Source organism: Oceanobacillus luteolus, from assembly GCF_023715655.1.
Classification (GTDB): domain Bacteria; phylum Bacillota; class Bacilli; order Bacillales; family Amphibacillaceae; genus Oceanobacillus; species Oceanobacillus luteolus.
This window is the reverse complement of the sequence record NZ_JAMBON010000001.1, coordinates 322936-347092: the sequence shown is the minus strand read 5'-3', so window position 1 is coordinate 347092 and position 24157 is coordinate 322936. Positions and strand designations below refer to the sequence as shown.

At 38.5% G+C, this 24157-nt stretch carries 21 protein-coding genes; all 21 read left to right on the top strand.

What is annotated here, in order from left to right; all coding sequences use genetic code 11:
- The first annotated feature begins 105 nt into the window (after nt 1–105).
- Complete coding sequence (dpaA, locus tag M3210_RS01825) at nt 106–987, top strand: dipicolinic acid synthetase subunit A (protein ID WP_251510649.1); 882 nt, start codon at nt 106–108, stop codon at nt 985–987.
- On the top strand, nt 984–1571 hold the full coding sequence (dpaB, locus tag M3210_RS01820; protein WP_251510648.1) for a dipicolinate synthase subunit B: 588 nt from the start codon (nt 984–986) through the stop codon (nt 1569–1571). The genes dpaA and dpaB overlap by 4 nt, the downstream gene beginning before the upstream one ends.
- Nucleotides 1572–1643: 72 nt before the next feature.
- Complete coding sequence (locus tag M3210_RS01815; RefSeq protein ID WP_251510647.1) at nt 1644–2690, top strand: aspartate-semialdehyde dehydrogenase; 1047 nt, start codon at nt 1644–1646, stop codon at nt 2688–2690.
- 85 nt (nt 2691–2775) lie between these two features.
- Nucleotides 2776–4008, top strand: a complete 1233-nt coding sequence (dapG, locus tag M3210_RS01810; protein WP_251510635.1) for an aspartate kinase — start codon at nt 2776–2778, stop codon at nt 4006–4008.
- Between the two features lie 117 nt (nt 4009–4125).
- Nucleotides 4126–4848 carry a ClpP family protease gene (locus M3210_RS01805; protein WP_251510632.1) on the top strand — a complete coding sequence of 241 codons (723 nt, stop codon included), beginning with the start codon at nt 4126–4128 and terminating at the stop codon, nt 4846–4848.
- The gene (locus M3210_RS01800) at nt 4845–5051 is read left to right on the top strand and encodes a YlzJ-like family protein (RefSeq protein WP_251510629.1); all 207 of its coding nucleotides are present in this window, start codon (nt 4845–4847) and stop codon (nt 5049–5051) included. Before M3210_RS01805 ends, M3210_RS01800 begins: the two co-directional genes overlap by 4 nt.
- A gap of 134 nt (nt 5052–5185) precedes the next feature.
- Nucleotides 5186–7456 carry a DNA translocase FtsK gene (locus M3210_RS01795; RefSeq protein ID WP_251510628.1) on the top strand — a complete coding sequence of 757 codons (2271 nt, stop codon included), beginning with the start codon at nt 5186–5188 and terminating at the stop codon, nt 7454–7456.
- A 559-nt stretch (nt 7457–8015) separates the two neighbouring features.
- Nucleotides 8016–9119, top strand: a complete 1104-nt coding sequence (locus M3210_RS01790) for a BMP family lipoprotein (RefSeq protein WP_251510625.1) — start codon at nt 8016–8018, stop codon at nt 9117–9119.
- Between the two features lie 210 nt (nt 9120–9329).
- The gene (locus tag M3210_RS01785) at nt 9330–10862 is read left to right on the top strand and encodes an ABC transporter ATP-binding protein (RefSeq protein WP_251510623.1); all 1533 of its coding nucleotides are present in this window, start codon (nt 9330–9332) and stop codon (nt 10860–10862) included.
- Nucleotides 10859–11908, top strand: coding sequence for an ABC transporter permease (locus M3210_RS01780; protein ID WP_251510611.1), 1050 nt, complete (start codon nt 10859–10861; stop codon nt 11906–11908). Before M3210_RS01785 ends, M3210_RS01780 begins: the two co-directional genes overlap by 4 nt.
- Complete coding sequence (locus M3210_RS01775; RefSeq protein WP_251510608.1) at nt 11909–12859, top strand: ABC transporter permease; 951 nt, start codon at nt 11909–11911, stop codon at nt 12857–12859. It abuts the gene before it with no gap.
- 181 nt (nt 12860–13040) lie between these two features.
- On the top strand, nt 13041–14321 hold the full coding sequence (yfmF, locus tag M3210_RS01770) for an EF-P 5-aminopentanol modification-associated protein YfmF (RefSeq protein WP_251510605.1): 1281 nt from the start codon (nt 13041–13043) through the stop codon (nt 14319–14321).
- 3 nt (nt 14322–14324) lie between these two features.
- Nucleotides 14325–15608, top strand: coding sequence for an EF-P 5-aminopentanol modification-associated protein YfmH (yfmH, locus tag M3210_RS01765; RefSeq protein ID WP_251511103.1), 1284 nt, complete (start codon nt 14325–14327; stop codon nt 15606–15608).
- Between the two features lie 3 nt (nt 15609–15611).
- Nucleotides 15612–16328 carry an elongation factor P 5-aminopentanone reductase gene (gene ymfI / locus M3210_RS01760; protein WP_251510602.1) on the top strand — a complete coding sequence of 239 codons (717 nt, stop codon included), beginning with the start codon at nt 15612–15614 and terminating at the stop codon, nt 16326–16328.
- Nucleotides 16329–16403: 75 nt separating this feature from the next.
- A complete protein-coding gene (locus M3210_RS01755) occupies nt 16404–16667 on the top strand; it encodes a DUF3243 domain-containing protein (RefSeq protein WP_251510599.1) in 264 nt (87 codons plus the stop codon).
- Nucleotides 16668–16916: 249 nt separating this feature from the next.
- Entirely contained in the window at nt 16917–17708 is a 792-nt protein-coding gene (locus M3210_RS01750) for a DUF3388 domain-containing protein (RefSeq protein WP_251510597.1), read from the top strand.
- Between the two features lie 17 nt (nt 17709–17725).
- On the top strand, nt 17726–18631 hold the full coding sequence (locus M3210_RS01745) for a helix-turn-helix domain-containing protein (RefSeq protein ID WP_251510595.1): 906 nt from the start codon (nt 17726–17728) through the stop codon (nt 18629–18631).
- A gap of 196 nt (nt 18632–18827) precedes the next feature.
- On the top strand, nt 18828–19406 hold the full coding sequence (pgsA, locus tag M3210_RS01740; RefSeq protein WP_251510591.1) for a CDP-diacylglycerol--glycerol-3-phosphate 3-phosphatidyltransferase: 579 nt from the start codon (nt 18828–18830) through the stop codon (nt 19404–19406).
- Complete coding sequence (locus tag M3210_RS01735) at nt 19403–20653, top strand: competence/damage-inducible protein A (RefSeq protein WP_251510589.1); 1251 nt, start codon at nt 19403–19405, stop codon at nt 20651–20653. The genes pgsA and M3210_RS01735 overlap by 4 nt, the downstream gene beginning before the upstream one ends.
- Before the next feature lie 175 nt (nt 20654–20828).
- Nucleotides 20829–21878: a recombinase RecA gene (recA, locus tag M3210_RS01730; protein ID WP_285853509.1), complete on the top strand. Its 1050-nt coding sequence runs from the start codon at nt 20829–20831 to the stop codon at nt 21876–21878.
- 214 nt (nt 21879–22092) lie between these two features.
- Nucleotides 22093–23658 carry a ribonuclease Y gene (gene rny, locus M3210_RS01725; RefSeq protein WP_251510587.1) on the top strand — a complete coding sequence of 522 codons (1566 nt, stop codon included), beginning with the start codon at nt 22093–22095 and terminating at the stop codon, nt 23656–23658.
- Nucleotides 23659–24157: the final 499 nt, after the last annotated feature.

Genomic DNA, 24157 nt, shown 5'->3' with positions numbered 1-24157 from the left:
GCAGATATCAGCCTTTTTTTATTTATTGACTGGTTGGGAATCACTCTAAACTACTATCATCATATTCTATATAGAGAAAATCATGTTTGGAGGTTAGAGGCAATAATGGAGCAACTCATTGCTGTAATTGGTGGTGATGCCCGCTATCTGGAATTAATTCGCCAGATGCAAGCATTGCCAAACGTTTCCATTGTTCTAGTTGGCTACGATAAATTAGAACAAAGCTTTACAGGTTTAAAACAGACTGATTTTAATGAGATCCAGCCTGCTGATCTTGATGTTGTCATTTTACCGATTACTGGTACGGATGAATACGGTAATATAGAGGCTGTTTTTTCTGATCGGCCAATTCAATTGACTGAGGATTGGTTTAAACAATTAGATAAATCAGCAATCATTTTTACAGGTATGGCAAATCCTTATTTAACCGAAGTAACGGAACAAGTTGGATTAGAACTCGTACCCTTGCTCAACCGGGATGACGTAGCAATCTACAATTCCATACCGACAGCAGAAGGTGCGATCATGATGGCGATTGAGCATACAGATTACACGATACATTCTTCAAAAGTGGTGGTGACCGGCTTTGGAAGGATCGGTCATACAATCGCTAACAAATTTTCAAGTCTTGGTGCGAAGGTTAGTGTAGCTTCCCATCATCTAAGTGACCTCGCAAGAATCACAGAAATGAATCTTCATGCTATACCTTTGGACCAATTGACGGAACATCTGGATAATTGTGATATCTTAATCAATACCATACCAGCTCTCGTCATTAAGCAAGAAGCGATAGAGAAGTTGCCTGCCCACACAGTTATTATTGATTTAGCATCAAAACCCGGCGGCACTGATTTTGAATTTGCAAATAAACGGGGGATTAAAGCAATATTGGCAAAGAGTCTTCCAGGAGTCGTCGCACCAAAGACATCAGGAAAAATATTAGCAAATGTAATCATACAGATTTTAGAAGGAAGGAGATTGGCATGACACTGTCAGGAATGAAAATTGGATTTGGTGTTACGGGATCTCATCATTCCCATGTATTTGTGTTTAAGGAACTTACCCGGTTGGTTGAAGAAGGGGCTGAAGTATATCCGTTCATAACTGATGCAGTAAAAGTGACAGATACTGTGCATGGAAAAGCTGAGGATAAAATTAAAAAGCTGGAAGATATTACAGGAAATCCCGTTGTGTCCACGATTGTCGAAGCAGAACCATTCGGACCGAAGAATCCTCTGGATTGTATGGTAATTGCTCCTCTAACAGGAAATTCAATGAGTAAATTTGCGAATGCTCATACCGATAATGCGGTTTTAATGGCTGCTAAATCAACATTAAGAAATGATTCACCTGTCGTTTTAGGAGTTTCCACCAATGATGCTTTGGGTTTGAATGGGATGAATCTCATGAAGTTAATGGCGACAAAAAATATATTTTTTGTTCCATTCGGTCAAGATGATCCTTATAAGAAGCCAAATTCCCTTGTTGCAGACTGGCCATCCCTTATTGATACAGTTGAATATGCTGTAAAAAAACAACAGATTCAACCTGTTCTTATTTCATTTGGTTGAAAATAATGTTATAATTAACAGCTAATAATATAATAATATAATAATTTGTACAATTGAAGGGAGAAACCAGAAATGGCAGTAAAAAATGCTTATAATATAGCTGTTGTTGGGGCGACTGGAGCTGTAGGCACAAAAATTTTAGAAACATTAGAGAAGACTGAATTCCCAGTGAATGAATTGAAGGTTTTAGCATCTAAACGTTCAGCGGGAAAAACTGTCCAATTTGCTAATAATGATTATGTAATTGAGGAAGCTACTCCTGAAAGTTTTTCCGGGGTTGATATTGCATTATTTTCTGCTGGCGGGTCTGTATCTAAAGCTTTGGCTCACGAAGCAGTACAACGTGGAGCGGTTGTCGTAGATAATACGAGTGCATTCAGAATGGCTGAAAATGTACCTCTTGTTGTTCCTGAAGTGAATGAACAAGACATCGAGAGCCACCAAGGAATCATAGCAAACCCGAATTGCTCCACCATTCAAATGGTCGCAGCATTAAAACCGATCAAAGACGCATTTGGACTCTCGAGAATCATTGTTTCCACTTATCAAGCTGTATCGGGTGCAGGGGATCAAGCGATTGCTGAATTGGAAGAGCAAACAGCACAACATCTTAATGGTGATGCAATGGAAGCAAACATATTGCCAGTAAAATCTGAGGCAAAGCATTACCCAATTGCATTTAACGCACTTCCGCAAATCGATGTGTTCTCCGAGGGAGGATACACTCTAGAAGAATGGAAAATGATCAACGAGTCGAAAAAGATTTTGCATGATGAAGATTTATCTGTTGCAGCGACATGTGTTCGTTTACCGGTATTCACTTCACATGCGGAAAGCGTATATATTGAAATTGATAAAGATAATGTTAGAGTTGAAGATTTCTGGAAAGTCCTAGAAACTGCACCAGGTGTAATCTTGGAGGATCGTCCTGCTGAACAAGTATATCCTACTCCGTTATCTTCAGCGGATAAAGATGAAGTCTTTGTTGGACGTGTCAGAAGAGACCCTGATAAATCAAACGGTTTCCACTTATGGATTGTATCTGACAATCTCGTAAAAGGTGCTGCCTTAAACACTGTGCAGATTGCTCATTCATTAGTTAAAAACAATTGGTTATAAAGAACTGAAACGGCAGCTATAATTACATTCATCATATAGACGAAAAGTAATTATAGCTGCGTTATTTAACGAAAGAGGTGTGTCAATGCAAATTGTAGTACAAAAATTCGGTGGTACCTCCTTACAAAGCAAAAAAATACGTAAACATGTAATTTATCACGTGAAAAATGCACTTGAAACTCAAAATAAAGTAATCGTCGTCGTATCAGCCCTCGGTAAACAACCAACACCTTATGCAACAGACTCTCTACTTGGATTAGTAAACTATCCTCATACTAAATCTTCTGATCGTGAACTGGATCTTCTATTATCTTGTGGTGAAATCATTTCCGCCGTAGTTGTAGCAAATGAATTAAAAGAAGCAGGAGTAAACGCAGCAGCATTTACGGGTGCCCAAGCAGGTATTATTACATCAGACACTCATACAAATGCAAAAATAAAAAGTGTAAACCCTAAGCGGATCTTGCAGGCCTTAGATACACATGATTGTATTGTAGTGGCAGGATTTCAAGGGGAAACCGAAAGTGGTGATATCACCACGATAGGAAGGGGAGGCAGTGACACAACAGCTGCAGCATTGGCCGTCGCCACAGGAGCAGTTAAGGCTGAAATATTCACGGATGTAGATGGCATTATGACAGCCGATCCAAAGATTGTGAGTTCTGCACGGGTTTTACCAAACTGCACGTATACAGAAACATGTAATTTAGCATATCAAGGAGCTAAAGTTATTCATCCACAGGCAGTAGAAATTGCCATGCAAGCAAAACTTCCTCTTCATGTCCGTTCTACTTCGAAACGATTTAAGGGTACATTAATCTCAAGTAAGAGGGCATTACAGAAAAGTGCTAAAATCGAGGATAAGCCAATTACAGGAATTGCTCATTTGGCCGGAATTGCTCAAGTAAAAATTAGTAAAAGGGCAAATCCAACATACTCTATGACGGAAATATTTAAAGCATTAGCCGCTCATGGGATTTCAATCGATTTTGTTAATCTATCACCAAATCAAATCGCATTCACCCTCCCGGTGTCCATTTTAAGTCATGCTAAGCAAATCTTTAAAAAGTTGAATATCCACGCTGAGGTGACAGAAGATTGCGCCAAAGTGGCTGCTGTCGGAGCGGGTATGAGTGGGATGCCTGGGATACTTGCCAAGGTAGTATCTGCTCTAGCAAGGAAAGATATTCAAATTTTACAGGCCGCAGACAGCCATACGACGATTTGGGTCTTAGTGCATGAGAATAATTTGGCGACTGCTGTCAACGCTTTACATGACACGTTCAGTTTAAGTGAGGAAATCCCTATTTATCGATAAGGACTTGTGACCTGAAAGGTCATACGTCCTTTTTTAGTTTCTTTGAGGAGTTATACATGGATATGTAATCAATGAACATACTAATGATAATCATTAAAAGGTGGAGGGTGTGTATGAATGAATAAAGAAGAAAATCCAGGAGAAAAACAAAATAACCCATCAGATACGTTAGTGGAAAAGATTCAAGCACTCGGTCAAACAAATGTCCCACAAGCAGGAGATTCGAATATTCATGTATTAACGATTATAGGTCAAGTGGAAGGTCATATGCAGCTGCCTCCACAAAATAAAACAACGAAGTATGAGCATTTGCTGCCTCAGCTTGTAGCAATCGAACAAAACCCAAAGATTGAAGGGTTAATTGTATTATTGAATACAGTGGGTGGGGATGTCGAAGCTGGATTGGCACTGTCAGAAATGATTGCCTCCTTGTCCAAGCCGACTGTTTCTGTTGTACTTGGTGGGGGTCATTCCATTGGGGTACCAATCGCGGTCGCAACCAATTACAGCTTTATTGTACCTACAGCAACAATGACGATCCACCCGGTCCGATTGACTGGATTGGTAATAGGTGTGCCACAAACATTTGAATACTTGGATAAAATGCAAGATCGTGTCATCCAATTTGTTATCAACCACTCCAAAATAGAAGAAGAAACCTTTAAAGAATTAATGTTCGCCAAAGGTAACTTGACGAGAGATATTGGAACAAATGTTATAGGCAAAGAAGCGGTTTCCCATGGGCTCATTGATGAGGTAGGTGGCATAAAAGAAGCACTGGCGAAAATCAATGAATTGATTAAAGAAAATAAACAGGATGAAAAGGGGTTGTTACAGTGATCCTATATACGCCTCTTATGTTAGAAGAAGTGTATGCAAATAAAGATGAAGTTAAACCTGAACGCTCTTATGTTACCCATGAAGGAAAGATGTTCTGTATTGACAAATATCCGAATGGTGAATATAGATTAGCACAGCTGATTTCATCCAACCCTAGCGATTACTTGAATGAAAATTATCAACCTGGAAGTCCGCTTCATTAATCATTCAATCTCTGATAATTAGTAGAGAAATCAATTGGCAAAGTATGCTATAATAGGAAGAGATAATTGATAAGCCCTTACCAAATTTGAGGTAAGGGTTTTATAAATCAGTAAAGCAATGTGGGGTGAAGGAGTTGGCAAAAAGAAAACGCAAGAGAAAAAAGTCAACGAAAAGCTCAAAACTATTAAAATATGAATTATTAGGTCTGTTATATATCTTTTTAGCTATTTTTGGAAGTGGAGCAAGTGCGATTAGTGAAGGAGCTATTCCAGGTTGGTTGGAACACTTTTTCCATTTTTTCTTTGGTATATGGTATTTTGTGGCATCAGTATTTCTATTTGTAACTGGAATTGTTCTGTTGATAAAAAGAAAATATCCTAATTACTTTACAAGAAAAATGGTCGGGTTTTATATATTGTTTGCTGGTGTCTTACTTGTCACACATGTTCAAATATATGAACCAATCATAGGAGAGAATCAAAATATTTCAGTCTTAGCTTCGACTTGGGATTCTTTCCTATCGTATATTGGTGGACAAGTTCCATCCAGTCAAACTGGGGGTGGAATGGTTGGTGCCATATTATTTGCACTTACATATTTCCTGTTTTCTTATACTGGTACCATTATCGTCTCCATCTTTTCGATTATTATTGGCTTATTATTCATTACAGATGTTTCACTTGGAGATTTGGTTTCCAAGTGTCTAGAATTTTTCAAAAAGCATTTTTCTAGTTTGAGAGATAAGCAGCGTACGGTTAATAAGAATAAGAAAGAGAAAAAAGATGAAGCTGTATTGGCTGTTGAACCGCATATAGAAGACGCAACGCCTGATCATGAACCATTTATCAATGATTTTACAGAGATAGCTTATAAAGAGGAGCAAGCTCCACCAGCTGTGAAGGAGACTTCTGAACCGACGGAAGAAGATGAAATTGATGAACCAGCTCTTTCACAGGTGGAAAGTGAAAATCCTGAATATATCTTACCTTCATTAGACCTTCTTAATGAACCAGAACAAACGAGTCAACAATATGATAAATCTCAAGTGCAGGCAACTGTAAGAACTTTGGAGAAGACTTTCCAAAGTTTCGGAGTTAGAGCAAAAGTTACGAAAGTAAATGTAGGCCCTGCTGTCACTAAGTACGAGATTTATCCTGAAGCAGGAGTAAAGGTGAGCAAAATTGTTGGCTTGCATGATGATATCGCTCTTGCTCTAGCAGCTAAGGATATTCGTATTGAAGCACCGATTCCAGGTAAATCAGCAGTCGGGATTGAAGTGCCTAATAAAGATATTGCTATGGTTTCTTTACGTGAAGTTATGGAAGATACATGGGGAAATAAGTCATCGAAACTACTCGTCGCTTTAGGAAGAGATATTTCTGGAGATGCCATTTTGACCGAATTGAACAAGATGCCGCACTTGCTCATTGCAGGATCTACCGGTAGCGGAAAAAGTGTATGTATCAATGGCATTATCACGGCTTTATTAATGCGGACAAAACCTCATGAAGTGAAAATGATGATGATTGATCCGAAAAAAGTGGAGCTGAATGTATATAATGGTATTCCTCACTTACTTGCACCAGTTGTGACGGATCCACAAAAGGCATCTCGCGCATTGAAGAAAGTTGTAGCAGAAATGGAGAGAAGGTATGATTTATTCTCTGAAACAGGAACAAGAAATATCCAAGGTTATAATGAATATATCCGCAAATATAATCAAACTGCTGGAGAAGAAGAGCCGGAACTTCCATTTATTGTTGTCATTGTTGATGAACTTGCTGACTTGATGATGGTTGCTTCCAGTGACGTGGAAGATGCAATAACAAGACTAGCTCAAATGGCCCGTGCTGCTGGTATTCATTTAATCATCGCAACTCAACGTCCATCGGTAGACGTTATTACTGGGGTAATTAAAGCAAATATACCATCTAGAATCGCGTTTAGTGTTTCCTCTCAAACGGACTCTCGGACGATATTGGATACTGGTGGAGCGGAAAAACTATTAGGACGTGGAGATATGCTGTTTCTCCCTGTTGGATCGTCTAAACCAATCCGTGTCCAAGGGGCATTTTTATCAGATTCGGAAGTAGAACGAGTGGTTGATCATTGTATTGATCAGCAGAAAGCTTCCTATCAAGAGGAAATGATTCCTGAGGATACGAATGAAGTCGTCGAAGAGGTGGATGACGAACTATATGACGATGCCGTCCAATTGGTCATCGAAATTCAAAGTGCAAGTGTATCGATGCTTCAGCGTCGATTCCGCATCGGTTATACTCGTGCTGCACGTCTAATTGATGCAATGGAAGCAAGAGGAATTGTAGGGCCTTACGAAGGCAGCAAGCCACGCACGGTCCTAGTGTCGAATACTGAAACCGAGGAACAAGCACCTACAGTGTAAGGACGATAAGAGTCAGGGAGCTGCCCTATTACATCTTTACTCGAATTTAATCGAATGAAGATGTAGTGGAGCTAGCGACCTGATTTTTTATTCTATGGATTCAATATTGATCATTTATAGCAGTTTAATAATAAAATTTAGCATTTCTATTTATTTATTACCTTAATAGTGATATAGTATTTTATGACAAAATCGTCATATGTCATTAGTAGCATGCTCGCAGTTGTAAATGCTTTCAGTATTTCGTTGATTTTTAGGAAAAAGGTCGATATATCACTGAAATAATCGATTGTTGATAAGGGACAGACTGATTTTTTTTACAAAACCTTGAAAGCGTAGTCATAAATAATCAGGTTGTTGCTTATTTTTTGTGTGGAAAACCTTTTCATTTGCAACGTTACTGTGGCATGATACGTATGACATCAAGGGTGAATCGACATAGTATCTTTTCGAGTAATGGTTACGATATCTATTAATCTATTTATAGAAAAAGATATGTGAGTAAATTCATCCATCATGACTGTTTTGTGAGAAAAGAAAGGAATAAGGGGGCATTGCAATGAAAAAGAGTAAGTTGTTTTGGATTACATTGATTGTGGGACTTGTGGCGCTACTTGCCGCTTGCGGAAGTGGTAACGGTGACGAAACCGCCGATACGGACAACAGTAACGCTAATGAAGGTGAAGATTCATCTGATTTTTCCGTTGCGATGGTTACGGACATTGGTGGGGTAGATGACAAATCCTTTAACCAATCCGCTTGGGAAGGAATTAGTGCATGGGGAGAAGAGCATGGTCTATCGAAAGGAAACGGATTTGATTATGCACAATCCAATGCACCAGAGGATTACGTTCCAAATATTACCCGTATGGTTCGTGAAGGCTATAGCTTAATTTACGGTATTGGGTTTGAGTTGAAAGAAGATATTCAAAACTTAGCCAACCAAAACCCAGATGTCTATTTCGGAATAGTTGACGATGTTGTAGAAGGCGATAATACAGTCAGCATTACTTTTAAAGAACATGAAGGATCATTTCTAGTTGGAGTAGCAGCTGCTATGAAAACGGAAACAAATAAACTTGGTTTTGTCGGTGGGATTGACTCCCCATTAATCAATAAATTTGAAGCTGGTTTTATTGCTGGAGCAAAATCAATTAATCCTGACATTGAAGTTGATGTGCAATATGCGGAACATTTCGGGGATGCATCTAAAGGTAAAATGATAGCTAATGATATGTATAACTCTGGAGTAGATATCATTTATCATGCTGCCGGTGGAACTGGTAATGGGGTTTTCAATGAAGCAAAAGACCTTAAAAACGCAGATCCAGAGCGCGCTATCTGGGTAATCGGAGTAGACCGCGACCAACATGATGAAGGGCAAATTGGTGAACATAACGTAACACTTACTTCCATGGTTAAACGTGTAGACGTAGCTGTCCAGGATGTTGCACAACTAGCAATGGATGGTGAATTCCCTGGTGGAGAACAGTTGGAGTTTGGTCTGGAAGAGAATGCGATTTCTGTTGCTACTACTAACGAAGAAGCTATGACAGAAGAAATAATAAACGAAGTCAAAAAATGGGAAGAAAGCATTCTAAATGGTGACATTGAAATTCCTTACACACGTGAAGCTTTAGAAGAATACTTAGACTCACTTTAAAAATGTAGGGAAAAGAGTACAAGCTCTTTTCCCTTCCTTACGATTAAACCTTATTTTCATTCACACCGCATGCTGTTGCCATATCTATTCTCTATCAAGTGAGTGATGAAATAGATATTTCAACAGGATGTGAATCTTAGTTGATTAATCCAATATTTGGCCTGTGTGAACATTAGATAGGCAGCTTTATGTAAAAGGGGTGGAAAGAGAGTGGAATACGTAATAGAAATGCTAAATATACGTAAGGAATTTCCAGGTATAGTTGCAAATGATAATATTACGGTTCAATTAAAGAAAGGTGAAATACATGCTTTACTAGGCGAAAACGGTGCAGGGAAGTCTACTCTGATGAATGTATTATTCGGACTGTATCAGCCTGAACAAGGAGAGATTCGAGTTAATGGCAAGCCTGTTAAAATTACGAATCCGAACATTGCCAACGATCTCGGCATTGGTATGGTTCATCAACATTTTATGTTAGTCGAACCATTTACGGTTACTCAGAATATTATCCTTGGAAGCGAGCCGAAAACTAAATTTGGCACGATAAACCTTAAAAAAGCAGAAAAAGAGATCCAGGAATTATCGGACCGTTATGGTTTGAAAGTAGATCCGACAGCAAAAATACGTGATATATCAGTTGGGATGCAACAGCGTGTTGAAATCTTAAAAACGTTATATCGTGGTGCTGAAGTGCTTATTTTTGATGAACCAACAGCAGTACTTACACCACAGGAAATAACTGAGTTAATTGAAATCATGCAATCTCTAGTCAAAGAAGGTAAATCAATCATCTTGATTACCCACAAGTTGAAAGAAATTATGGAAGCCTGCGATCGTTGTACGGTTATTCGCAAGGGCAAGGGCATTGGAACGGTGGATGTAAAAGAAACAACTGTGAATGAATTGGCATCCCTCATGGTAGGGAGAGATGTGAATTTTCAAGTAAGCAAAACACCTGCTGAGCCGAAGCACGAGGTTCTTGAAGTAAAAGACCTTTATGTAAAGGACTCTAGAAAAGTTGACGTTGTCAAAGGACTTGATTTAAAGGTACGAGCCGGCGAAATTGTTGGAGTTGCAGGGATCGACGGCAATGGTCAAACAGAGCTTATTGAGGCAATTACAGGGCTTACGAAAAGTTATAGAGGAAACATATTACTTAATAAAAAAGATATTACGAATAAAACACCTAGAGAAGTAACTGAAAGCGGACTAGGGCATATACCTCAAGATAGACATAAGTATGGACTTGTCCTTGATTATACTATCGGAGAAAATATTGTGTTGCAAACGTACTACCAGAAACCATATTCAAAAAACACGATTCTCAATCATGATGCTATTTATAAAAAAGCTGAAGAGCTTATCGCGATGTATGATGTTCGCACTCCTAGTGCTTTTACTCCAGCCAGAGCATTATCTGGTGGTAACCAACAAAAAGCAATCATTGCTCGTGAAGTCGAACGCTCGCCTGAATTATTAATTGCAGCACAACCGACCCGAGGGCTTGATGTAGGAGCAATAGAATTTGTACATCAAAAGTTGGTTGAAGAACGAGATAAAGGAAAAGCGATTCTACTAGTATCATTTGAACTGGATGAAATTTTAGATGTAAGTGATCGAATTGTTGTCATCTATGACGGAAGAATTGTAGCAGATTTAGATGCAAAAGAAACAAATGAAAGAGAATTAGGTTTATTGATGGCCGGAAGCGGAACCGATAAGGCAGGTGTTTCAAAATGATATTCAATAAAAAATTTGCACCATTATTAATTCCTGTTATATCCGTGTTACTTGGACTCCTCGTCGGCGGCATTATCATGCTTATATCTGGATATAATCCAATTGCAGGCTATCAAGCTTTATGGTTAGGTGCATTCGGTGATGCCTTTACGATTGGTGAAACAATTAGACGAACAACACCACTTATTTTAACAGGCTTGGCTATTGCTTTTGCATTTCGATCCGGCCTATTCAATATAGGAGCTGAAGGACAAGTAATTGTAGGTTGGTTAGCTTCTGTTTGGGTGGGAATAGGAATTGAAGCACCGATGATCATTCATTTACCACTTGCTATTTTAGCTGGAATGCTTGCTGGTGCTTTATGGGGTTTAGTCCCAGGATTATTGAAAGCAACTCTTGGTGTACACGAAGTTATCGTGACAATTATGATGAACTATATTGCGCTATATGTATCAAACGAAATCATTCGTTCTGTTTTAACCGATCATGCAACGAAGACCGAACAAATCGCTAGCAGTGCATCCCTGTCAGCTGAATGGTTACAATCATTGACCATGTATTCCCGTGTTCACTACGGTATTTTGATTGCAATATTTGCAGCCGCTATCATGTGGTTCTTAATCGAACGGACGACTATTGGATATGAATTAAAGTCTGTCGGGTACAACCAATTTGCATCCAGATATGCGGGGATGAACGTCAAAAAAAATATTATCCTTTCAATGGTGATATCTGGAGGTTTCGCTGGCGTGGCTGGAGCAATGGAAGGCCTCGGTACATATGGAAATATCCATCTTATGTCTGGTTTTACTAATTTAGGATTCGATGGTATTGCAGTAGCTCTATTAGGCAGTAACCATGCACTCGGTGTAGTTATTGCAGCCTTTTTATTTGGTTCTTTAAAAGAGGGTGCAGGACAAATGCCTACATCTGCAGGGGTTCCCATTGAATTGGTAGATATAATCATCGCGTTGATTATATTCTTTGTTGCGTCAAGTTATATCATACGTTTGGCAATCCTTCGCTTTAAAAAGGAGGGGAAATAAATGATTGATTTATTACAATCGATAGTACCCACTATACTGTTCTTCTCCGCACCATTAATATTGACGGCTTTAGGCGGGGTTTTCAGTGAGCGTTCTGGTGTGGTTAATATTGGATTAGAAGGATTAATGGTAATTGGTGCATTTGTTGGTATAGTATTTAGCTTGACTTATCAGAGTACATTCGGTGCTCTAACACCTTGGATCGCCATTGTAGTAGCAGCAATTATTGGAGGAATCTTTTCTATCATCCATGCTGTGGCTTCCGTTTCATTCTACGCAAATCAAGTCGTGAGTGGAGTAGCGATTAATATGCTCGCGCTTGGCATCGGTGTCTATTTGACAAAGCAGTGGTATGATAAAGGGCAAACAGATATGGTGGAAGGTTTTTTCCGCACTGATATACCTGTATTGTCGAATATTCCTGTCATCGGTCCTATTTTCTTTGAACGGGTCTATGCGACTTCTTATTTAGCAATCATTTTAGCTTTTGTTGCTTGGTTTGTTTTATATAAAACGACTTTCGGTCTACGTTTACGTGCTGTTGGTGAACATCCAATGGCGGCAGACACAAACGGAATTAATGTGAAAAAAATACGTTATATTGCAGTTGTTTTATCAGGAATCTTAGGTGGTTTAGGCGGATCCGTATTCGCGCTTACTATCGTTTCTAACTTCTCTCAATCAACAATAGTAGGACAGGGATTCATTTCCCTCGCAGCTGTTATTTTTGGGAAATGGCATCCGCTCGGTGCAATGGGAGCAGCAATCTTCTTCGGATTTGCTCAAAGTCTAAGCATTGTCGGATCTTCTATTCCGGTAATTGAAGATATCCCACAAGTGTTTCTGTTGATAGCCCCTTACGTGTTGACTATCTTGGCACTTGCAGGGCTGATTGGCCGTGCCGATGCGCCAAAGGCAAACGGAGTACCATATATTAAAGGGAGCCGTTAAATAGTACAGGAAAAACTGACTTGATTTTTGAAATCAAGTCAGTTTTTTTCATATCATCCGATAACGGGAACTAAAATAGTCTTAAGCCGTGGAAAATAAGTATCTTTTAATGGATGAACCTATGAAAGATGTGTAGAATATTTAATATGAATAATAAGATATCATTATAGGAGGCCGTGTGATGAATTTAATTGAGGAACAAACCGTTAATAAAAACGGTTATCATATTCATTTTATCCCAACGAAAAAATTTAAGACACTCACTTTTGTTATTAAGTCGAAAGCGCCATTAAACAAAGATACGATAACCAAGCGTGCCCTGTTGCCAAATGTATTAAGAGAGGCAACGAAGAATTATCCAAGTCGGACGGAATTACAATTAAAGTTGGATGATTTATATGGAGCGGTACTATCTGTTGATGGGGCAAAAAAAGGAGAAGATCATATCATCAGCTTCCGTTTGGAAGTGGCCAATCAAAGATATCTCCCAGAGAAAGAAGAAATAACAGAAGAGGCTCTCCAACTTTTATCAGAACTGATTTTTGCTCCACATCTTGAAAATAATTCATTTGCAGAAAGAATTGTAAATCGTGAAAAGGCAACTTTGAAGCAAAGAATTCAAGCAATCCGCGATGACAAAATCCGTTATGCAAATATGCGGTTAATTGAAGAAATGTGTGAAGGTGAAGCTTATTCCATACATGTAAATGGCTATGAAGATGAACTTGAGACCATTACAGGAGCAGATCTATTTGCTTATTATAAGGAAATGGTGAAAACTGACGAAATGGATATTTATGTTGTCGGTGATATGGATCCTCAATATATTGAAGAGGCAATAACTACTATATTTGAACGAGATTCCATAAATAAAGCAGGAGCCAATCAAACTAAAACTGAGAAACAGGTTGATAAACCAAAAGAAATTATAGAAAAAGAACCAATACAACAGGCAAAGCTGCATATCGGTTATAGGACAAATACGGTTTATTCTGATAAAGAATATCCAGCTTTACAAGTTTTTAATGGTCTGTTTGGTGGTTTCCCGAGTTCTAAGCTGTTCATGAATGTAAGGGAAAAAAATAGCCTTGCCTATTATGCTTCTTCTCAAGTAGAAAGTCATAAAGGACTGCTTTTTGTCTTTAGTGGAATCGCACCTGAAGATTATGAAAAAGCACGAGATATTATTAGGGAACAAATGCAGGAAATGAAGGCTGGAAACTTTACGGAACAAGAAATGAATGAGGCGAAAGACATGATCATCCATTATTTGCGTGAGACGATGGATAACAATCATGGACTAGTCGAATTGTTTTATCAGCAAAAACTTGCAAATTATGAGCGGACCCTAGAAGAAATCATTACTAAGATTTCTGCAGTGACAAAAGAAGAAGTTGTTCGTGTTGGAGAAAAAATCCAGGAAGATACGCTATATCTCCTCACTTCAGAAGGAGGGAATTAAATGATGGATAAAAAAATATACCAGGATATTGATGAAGTGATTTATACGAAAAAATTAGAAAATGGCTTATCCGTATTCTTGATGCCGCGGCCTGAAATGGAGAAGACGTATGCAATTTTTACAACGAAGTATGGTTCTATAGACCAGACATTTGTTCCAATTGGCGAATCTGAAATGGTTACGGTTCCGGATGGAGTAGCGCATTTTCTTGAGCATAAGCTGTTTGAAAAAGAAGACGGTGACGTGTTTGCTGACTTTGGAAAGCTGGGAGCTTCAGCTAATGCTTTTACTTCTTTCACAAAAACGGCATATTTATTTACAGCAACCGATCATATTGAAGATAACGTAGAGACATTAATCAATTTTGTGCAAGATCCATATTTTACAGAACAGACCGTCGAGAAAGAAAAAGGGATTATCGCTCAAGAAATAAAAATGTATGATGACCAACCGGATTGGCAGTCGTTTATGGGTACGATTAAAGCTATGTTTAAAAACCATCCTGTCAATATTGACATTGCTGGTACGGTAGATTCTATCATGAAAATTACAAAGGATGATCTATATACATGTTACAATACGTTTTATCATCCCGAAAATATGACTTTATTCATTATTGGTAATTTTAATGTTGAATCTTTATTTACACTGATTGAAAACAACCAAGCTGGAAAGAGCTTTGAAGCAATGGGCGATATTAAACGGAAATTCCCAGACGAGCCAAGGGAAGTTGCGACGAAAAATTTAGAAATTAATATGCCAGTCTCGATACCGAAATGTACGGTTGGAATTAAAGAGTCAAGCAGCGCTTTGGAAAAGGATGAATTTCTTACAAAGGAATTATTGACTACGATGGTGGTCGATCATTATTTTGCAAAAGGCGGAGAGTTTTATCAAGAACTGTATCAGGCGGAATTAATTGACGGAAGTTTTTCGTTTGAAACGAATATTGATTTTAACTTTGGCTATACATTAATTGGCGGTAATACGACAAAACCTACTGAATTTGCTTCAAAAGTAAAAGAGTTGCTCTTATCGACCCGAAATCTGGAAATTACAGAAAAAGAGTTTTCGCGAATGAAGAAAAAGAAAATTGGACGTACGCTCCGAGCAATGAATTCCCTAGAGTATATTGCTAACCAGTTTGTGGACTATCATCGACATGGAATTAATTTCTTTGAAATGACTTCTCGAATTGAAGCTTTGACAATTTCGGATTTCAATAATTTCCTGAAAGAATGGATAGATGAAGATCGACTTGCTGTTTGTACGATTAAGAAAGGCTAGTCAATGAAGCGTACGGTTTTGATTATTGGTGCAAGCAGCGATATTGGATTAGAGATAGCGAAACAAAGAGCGGCAAAAGGGGACCAATTAATTCTCCACTATCATTCGAATAAGACAAGGATTAATGAATTAGCCGACGAAATAGCGATTGATCAAGTTCTCCAAATTATACAGGCAGATTTATCACGAACGGAAGGAATTGAACAACTACTAGCTAATCTTGTGTTTCATGTTGATATTATCATCTTCTCAAGCGGAAAAACTGAATTTGGCTTGTTTCAAGAGATGAGTCACGAATCGATGGACAGTATGCTTAAGCTCCATATTGAAGCACCGTGGAGAATTACACAGCAACTGCTTCCTTCGATGATTAAAAACAGTTTCGGCAACATTATTTTCATTACATCGATTTGGGGGGATATCGGAGCAAGCTATGAAGTGCTGTATTCGACAGTGAAGGGTGCACAAAACAGTTTTATTAAAGCTCTTGCGAAAGAAGTTGCACCAAGTAATATTACAGTAAATGGAATTAGTCCGGGATTCATTGATACGAAGATGAACGCGAGTTTATCTCAAGATGAGAAAAAGGAAATATTTCAAGAAATTCCTTTAAAACGACCTGGCTATCCCCGTGAAGTAGCTGAGGCAGTCGATTTTATATTGAATCATCCTTTTATGAACGGCCAAATCCTTCCGATTACAGGAGGATGGATGATTTAACTTCTTTTTCTAAGTGTATAAAGTAAGTGAAATGTAAAATACTAAACGTATCACTAGAAAAAGGAGGCTTTCTTAATGTCTATTCTCGATAATTTCGATTCATGGAAAGGGTTTCTTGCCAATCGATTACAACAAGCAAAAAACAGTGGGATGGATCATGAAACAATTACAAATGTAGCACATGAAGTGGGAGACTATTTAGCATCAAATATTGATGCTAAAAATAAAGAAGAAGCTGTATTGAAAGAACTTTGGAATGCAGCATCTGAAGAGGAGCAACAAGCAATCGCTAGCTCCATGGTGAGATTGGTGGAAAAACAAGGCAATAATAATGGATAAATAGTGGAAGAAGCTGTATAGTTAAACTATACAGCTTCTTTTCCATTTGTTTTATATTTCGCTTTTCACGGACTAAAAAATGATTTATAGTAGAAATAGAAAACATACGTAAATGCTGCCATTATAAAACAGGTGACCATCAGTCTGAAATATGTAAAACTGAGGCATTAATCCTGTTCCATTTGATTGTCTATTAGTGGGGATTAGAGGACCCCACTACTTGATGTTTCATTATAAAGGAGAATTGTAATGGAAAGAACAGAATGGTATCTCGAATATGAAAACCAAATTAACCGCCCAGGTTTATTAGGTGATATTTCATCTTTATTAGGTATGCTTTCGATAAATATCATCACAATAAACGGGCTTGAAAATTCAAGAAGATGCTTGTTGCTGCTCTCCGAACATGATGAAAACATCAAAAGACTGGAGTCCATTTTAGAGACTGTAGATATTATTAAAGTGTTAAAAATACGTAAACCCAAACTTAAAGACCGTATGGCCGTCAGGCACGGGAAATATATCCATACAGATAATGATGATCGGAAAACAGTTCGGTTCGTGAGGAATGAACTTGGAATTCTTGTCGATTTTATGGCAGAATTATTTAAGCAAGATGGTCATAAATTAATTGGTGTAAGAGGAATGCCCCGTGTTGGAAAGACAGAGTCCATCGTTGCAGCAAGTGTTTCGGCAAATAAACGTTGGCTCTTTGTTTCGAGTACAATGATTAAACAAACCGTAAGGAATAAACTGATTGCCGGTGAATATAATACGGATAATATTTTTATTATTGACGGTGTTGTCTCAAAAAAACGAGCAAATGAAGAACATTGGCGGCTGATTCGTGAAGTGATGCATTTGCCGGCTGTAAAAGTTGTAGAGCATCCTGATATTTTTGTACAGGCGACCGAATATACGTTGGATGATTTTGATTACATTATTGAATTAAGAAGCCACGAAGATGAAGAAATTACATACGACTCAATTGAAAGTCAATCCTTAAGTCAGAATAGTGGTTTTAATATGTTTGATTTCTGAGATGGAAGGTGTTAATTATGGATGTAGGTGCTAGGCTGAAAGAAGCGAGAATCGCAAAAGGCCTTTCATTGGAAAGTGTACAAGAAACAACAAAGATTCAAAAAAGATATTTAGTAGCAATCGAAGAAGGAAATCTTCACTTATTACCTGGTAAATTTTATGCTCGTGCATTTATTAAAGAATATGCATCTGCTGTCGGTATAGATTCTGATGAATTGCTTGAAGAGCATAAAGAAGAAATACCTAAGTCAGAAAGTGATAGTGAAATCCAATATACAAGAGTAGAACGTGCGCAAAGAGAGAATTCAGCCGAACGGTCAAATACCTTTTTCTCGTTACTCCCTAAAATAATAGTTGTTTTGTTGATCGTAGGTATTATTGGTGCTGGTATTTGGTTCTATAATCAAGCGTCATCATCAGATGAACCAGAAAAAATTGAAGAGTCGGATACAGTAATAATAACAGATGATAATAATACTCAAGATAATGGTGAGTCAGCAGTTGGTGACGATGAAAATTCTGACGACACAGCTGAAGAGACTGACGAAGAGAGTACAACTGAAGAAGATTCAAAGGATGAAGAAGGTCAGGAAGTAGTTATTGAAGTGGAAGAGGTTGGCACCGGTTCTACGCCTGAATCCACCATATCCCTAACTAATCCTAATGATGAATTGATATTTACATTCGAATCCAGTACGAATGTGTGGTTGGATGTTAAAAATACCGCAGGGGAGGCTTTCTTCGCTGATTTCGTTACAACAGCTAATTCACCTGTAGAGGTTGATTTGACTGGAGAAGAAGCAATCTATTTGAACATTGGAAGTACCCCTAACTTAGAAATTGATATCAATGGTGTTCCGTTTGAATATCCTGTTGATCCAAATGAAAGAGACCATCAGCGGTTATGGTTCAATGTTAATTAAAGTCTTGAGCATTAACCCTTCCAAATGCATGCGGAAGGGTTTTATTATGGTATAATAAGAAAAATCTGGGACTTGATTAACGAATTTACGGGTAATGCGTGTACGGAGTAGCACGAAAGATTTTTATAATTATGGTCCATTCTTAATAAAATTTCGATATTACAAATTATCATTGGAAAATCAAGGAGGAAAGTCAATGAATTTACCTAACAAACTTACTATTTCTCGTATCATTCTAATTCCGATATTTATCCTTATACTCTCTTTACCACTAGACTTCGGAGCGTGGGATATAGGAAACACTTTATTACCTATCCATCATTTCATCGCGGCAATGATATTCATCATCGCTTCTGCCACAGATTGGGTAGACGGATATTACGCAAGAAAATATAATCTCATCACCAATCTTGGTAAGTTTCTTGATCCATTAGCAGACAAGCTTCTTGTATCTGCGGCATTAATCATGTTGGTTGAAATGGATTTAGCGGCAGCATGGATTGTTATCGTCATTATCAGTAGAGAATTTGCAGTTACTGGCTTAAGACTCGTTGCTGCAGGAGAAGGAATCGTTATGGCTGCGGGGAACATGGGTAAATTAAAGACAGCAACACAGATGATTGCTATTATTTTGTTATTGCTTCATAATTTTCCGTTCTCTTACTTGAACTTTCCTCTAGGAACCATCATGCTTTACTTAGCTTTATTTTTCACTGTTGTATCTGGTATTGAATATTTTTATAAAAACTGGCATGTAATGAGGGATTCGAAGTGAAGAAACAGTACAAAGCTGAAATTGTTGCAGTCGGGACCGAATTACTTTTAGGTCAAATTGCTAATACGAATGCTCAATGGATTTCGCAACAGCTAGCATTATATGGGATCAATGTTTTTAACCATGTGGTTGTTGGTGATAATCTAAAACGTGTGACAGATACATTTAAACAAGCCCATGAGCGTTCGGATATTATCATTGTTACAGGAGGTTTAGGACCGACTGAAGACGATCTGACAAGGGAAGCGTTTCAGGCATTCAGTAATCTTTCCATGACGGAACATGAAGCTTCTATGAAAAAGATAGAGACTTGGTTCCAGAAAACTGGTTGGACGATGACACCGAATAATCGTAAACAGGCTCGTGTATTTGAAACTGCTACTGTTTTAGAGAATAAACAAGGCATGGCACCAGGAATGATTGTTCAATTTGATGAGAGGACTTGGATTTTCCTTCCTGGTGTCCCACGAGAGATGAAGTCCTTATTCAACGATGAGATTTTACCGTATCTTTATAAACTAACAGGTAAAGAACAGATGATCCGATCAACTATTTTAAAATTTCTTGGTATCGGTGAATCGACGTTAGAACATGAATTGCAAGATTTAATTCAGAAGCAAACGAATCCGACGATAGCCCCTTTAGCAACCGATGATGGAATTATCATTCGACTGACTGCCAAAGCAGATTCAAGTGAAGCCTTGGAAAGACTCCTAGCAAAAACTAAAGCAGATATTCTTGACAGGGTAGGAGATTATTTCGTAGCTGAGGGAGAAAAAACAATTGAACAAGTGATTGTTGAGAGATTGAACCACAAGAAAGTATCGATTGCAGCTGCAGAAAGCTTGACTGGTGGCAAGTTTATTGAGCGTCTCGTCACTGTTCCAGGTGCAAGTGCAGTAGTTCAGGGCGGGATTGTATGTTATAGCCCTGACGTGAAGATGAATCTATTGGAAATTCCCAAACAACTCATTGAAGAAAAAGGTACTGTAAGTGAAGAGTGCGCGATTCTGTTAGCTAGAAACGTAAGAGATAAATTAAATTCAGCTATTGGAATCAGTTTCACAGGAGTTGCTGGTCCTGGAGAAATGGAAGGCAAACAAGTGGGAACAGTCCATATCGGATTGTCTATCAAGGGTGAGGAAGATCGAGTTTATAGTTTCCAGTTACAGGGAAATCGTAATGTGATTCGTAACCGTGCACTTTTAAAAGGACTGGAATTAATTTTAAACGCTATAAAACTTTAATATCTATCGGTTTAATCACTTATAGCTTCACCTTTCTAGTCTCCAACTCTATTGAAAACTTAAAAATGACATCTTAATCCAGTATGAAAATTATCGAACGTTTATTCGTTTTTTGCTTGTCAAATGGTGAAAAAAAGCGTATGATGGAGATAGATAATTTGAGGAGGTAAATTCATTGAGTGAGAGAAAACAAGCATTAGATATGGCTTTGAGACAAATAGAGAAACAATTTGGTAAAGGATCGATCATGAAGCTTGGGGAAGAACAAAATCAAAAGATAGCTACCATCCCAAGTGGTTCTTTAGCACTTGATGTTGCGCTAGGAATTGGTGGATATCCAAAAGGTAGAGTAGTAGAGATTTACGGTCCTGAGTCCTCGGGTAAAACAACTTTTGCTTTACATGCAATTGCAGAAGCGCAAAAGCAAGGTGGACAAGCTGCTTTTATCGATGCTGAGCACGCATTGGATCCGAATTATGCTCGTGCACTTGGTGTAAACACTGATGAATTGCTGTTATCCCAGCCTGATACGGGTGAGCAGGCTCTTGAAATCACAGAAGCTCTTGTACGAAGCGGTGCTGTAGATATCATTGTTGTAGACTCAGTTGCGGCTCTTGTACCGAAGGCTGAAATTGAAGGTGAAATGGGAGACTCTCATATGGGTCTACAGGCTCGATTAATGTCACAAGCTCTTCGTAAACTATCAGGTGCAATCAATAAATCGAACGCTACTGCCATTTTCATCAACCAAGTACGTGAAAAAATTGGTGTCATGTTTGGTAACCCTGAAACGACTCCGGGGGGACGAGCATTGAAGTTCTATTCATCCGTCCGTCTAGAAGTGCGCCGAGCGGAAACATTGAAGCAAGGCAATGAAATGATCGGTAACCGAACTCGTGTCAAAGTTGTAAAAAATAAAGTAGCACCGCCATTTAAACAAGCAGAAGTGGATATAATGTATGGTGAAGGTGTTTCTAAAGAAGGCGAGATCATCGATGTGGGTGCTGAGCTGGATATCATCCAAAAAAGTGGAGCTTGGTATTCCTATAAAGGTGAACGTCTAGGTCAAGGTAGGGAAAATGCAAAACAATTTATGAAAGAAAATCCGGAAATCTTTGACGAAGTTAATAGTGAGATCCGTAAACATTATTCTCTTGAAGCAAATGCAAATGTGAATGAGGACGACGTAGCTTCACCAGAAGAGCAAGAAAGTTTAGATATATAATAAGCGAGCTGTCCATCCAATTACATTGGGTGAACAGCTTTTTTTATGTAAAATACTGCCTATGTTTCCTTGACAATAAGTAAATTGACAATTAAAATTAACAATGTATAATTTTATTCAATTATACGTTAATTATTAATCCTTGCATTGATAATGGGTACATGAAGAAAATAATGAATTGTACAACAACTTTATAGCAATAGGAGGTGAAATTATGGACCACCCTTTAATCATCTCCCTTTTGCTAGTATTCATCCTTATCATAGGTCTGTTTGTTGGTTATCTGATTCGTAAATCGATTGCTGAGGCTAAAATTTCCAGTGCAGAAAACTTGGCAAAGCAAATAGTAGAGGAAGCAAATCGAAATGCGGATGCAGCTAAAAAGGAAGCCCTCCTTGAAGCAAGAGACGAGAACCATAAATTACGTCAGCAAGCAGAGGATGAGCTGCGTGAACGTCGTGCGGAACTCCAGAGGCAAGAAAATCGTTTGACTCAAAAAGAAGATCTTCTTGACAAGAAGAGTATCACCCTTGATACACGTGAATTATCACTGGAAAAAAGGGAAGATTCTTTAGCAGAGAGACAACAACAAATTGAAGCATTAGAAAGCAAAGTGGAAGCTTTAAAAGATGAGCAGCAGGCTGAACTTGAACGTATTTCAGGATATACAACGGACCAAGCTAAACAAATTATTTTAGAACGCATTGAAAAAGAAGTTAAGCACGAAGCAGCTATCATGATTAAAGAAGCAGAAAATCAGGCGAAAGAGGAAGCGGACAAGAAAGCGAAAAATATCCTTTCATTAGCTTTACAACGCTGTGCTGCAGATCATGTTGCTGAAACAACCGTATCTGTCGTAAACCTTCCTAATGATGAGATGAAAGGTCGCATCATTGGACGAGAAGGAAGAAATATAAGGACATTAGAAACGTTGACTGGTATTGATTTAATCATTGATGATACACCAGAAGCTGTTATTTTATCTGGATTTGACCCAATTCGCCGGGAAATCGCCCGTATGGCATTAGAAAAACTCGTACAGGACGGTAGAATCCATCCAGCGCGAATTGAAGAAATGGTAGATAAGGCGAGACGTGAGGTTGATGAATATATCCGTGAAGTCGGTGAAGAAACGACATTCGAAGTTGGTGTGCACGGACTGCACCCTGATCTAGTTAAAATACTAGGTCGTCTAAAATATCGTACAAGCTATGGTCAAAACGTATTGAAACATTCAGCGGAAGTTGCTTACTTATCCGGTTTGCTTGCTGCAGAACTAGGAGAAGATGTAATATTAGCAAGAAGAGCTGGTTTACTTCATGATATCGGGAAAGCAGTTGACCATGAAGTTGAAGGCAGTCACGTAGAAATTGGTAAAGAGCTTGCTCAAAAATATAAAGAACATGAGGTTGTTATCAATTCTATCGCTTCACACCACGGTGATGAAGAACCTACCTCAATTATTTCTGTATTAGTCGCTGCAGCTGATGCTTTATCAGCAGCTAGACCTGGTGCAAGAAGTGAAACACTGGAGAATTATATTAAGCGTTTAGAAAAGCTTGAAGAGATTTCCGAGTCCTTTGAAGGAGTAGAGAAATCTTACGCTATTCAGGCGGGACGAGAAATTCGCATTATGGTTAAACCTGATGAAATTGATGATCTTGAATCCGTTCGAGTGGCGAGAGATATTCGAAATCGAATCGAAAGCGAGCTTGATTATCCAGGTCACATTAAAGTGACTGTAATTAGAGAAACAAGAGCAGTTGAATATGCCAAATAAAAGCAGTCATTTCGACTGCTTTTATTTTTTCTATTTGTTTAGTTAAACAGTGGGGATACATTATATAATAAGCTGCAAATTACTTAACTTAAAATATCCCAAGACTACTATTGGTAGTCCGCAGCCGCCGATACACCTTCGCTTTCCGTGGGCGGCTGGTGAGCCTCCTCAGGCGCAAACGCCTTGCGGGGTCTCACCTTTGCCTCTGCTCCCACAGGAGTCTTCGGTGTATCGGCGGCTGCTCCGAGCGAAATCGAAAGTTTGAACTTTGCATTATTGAGTAAAGCTAGCCACATATAGACCGTAATTTAGCATTGAAAATATGGCATTATTATATATTTTTTAGCCAAGTGAATGTTATAGCTCTATGCTGGGTATAGTACGATGTGCCAAATAAACTTAAAGCAGGGAGCAGTTTAAAAACCTCAAGACTCCTGCAGGAGGATGGAAAAGAGCGTGGCCCCGTCAGACTAAGAATGCCACGGCCTTTCCGTCGGAG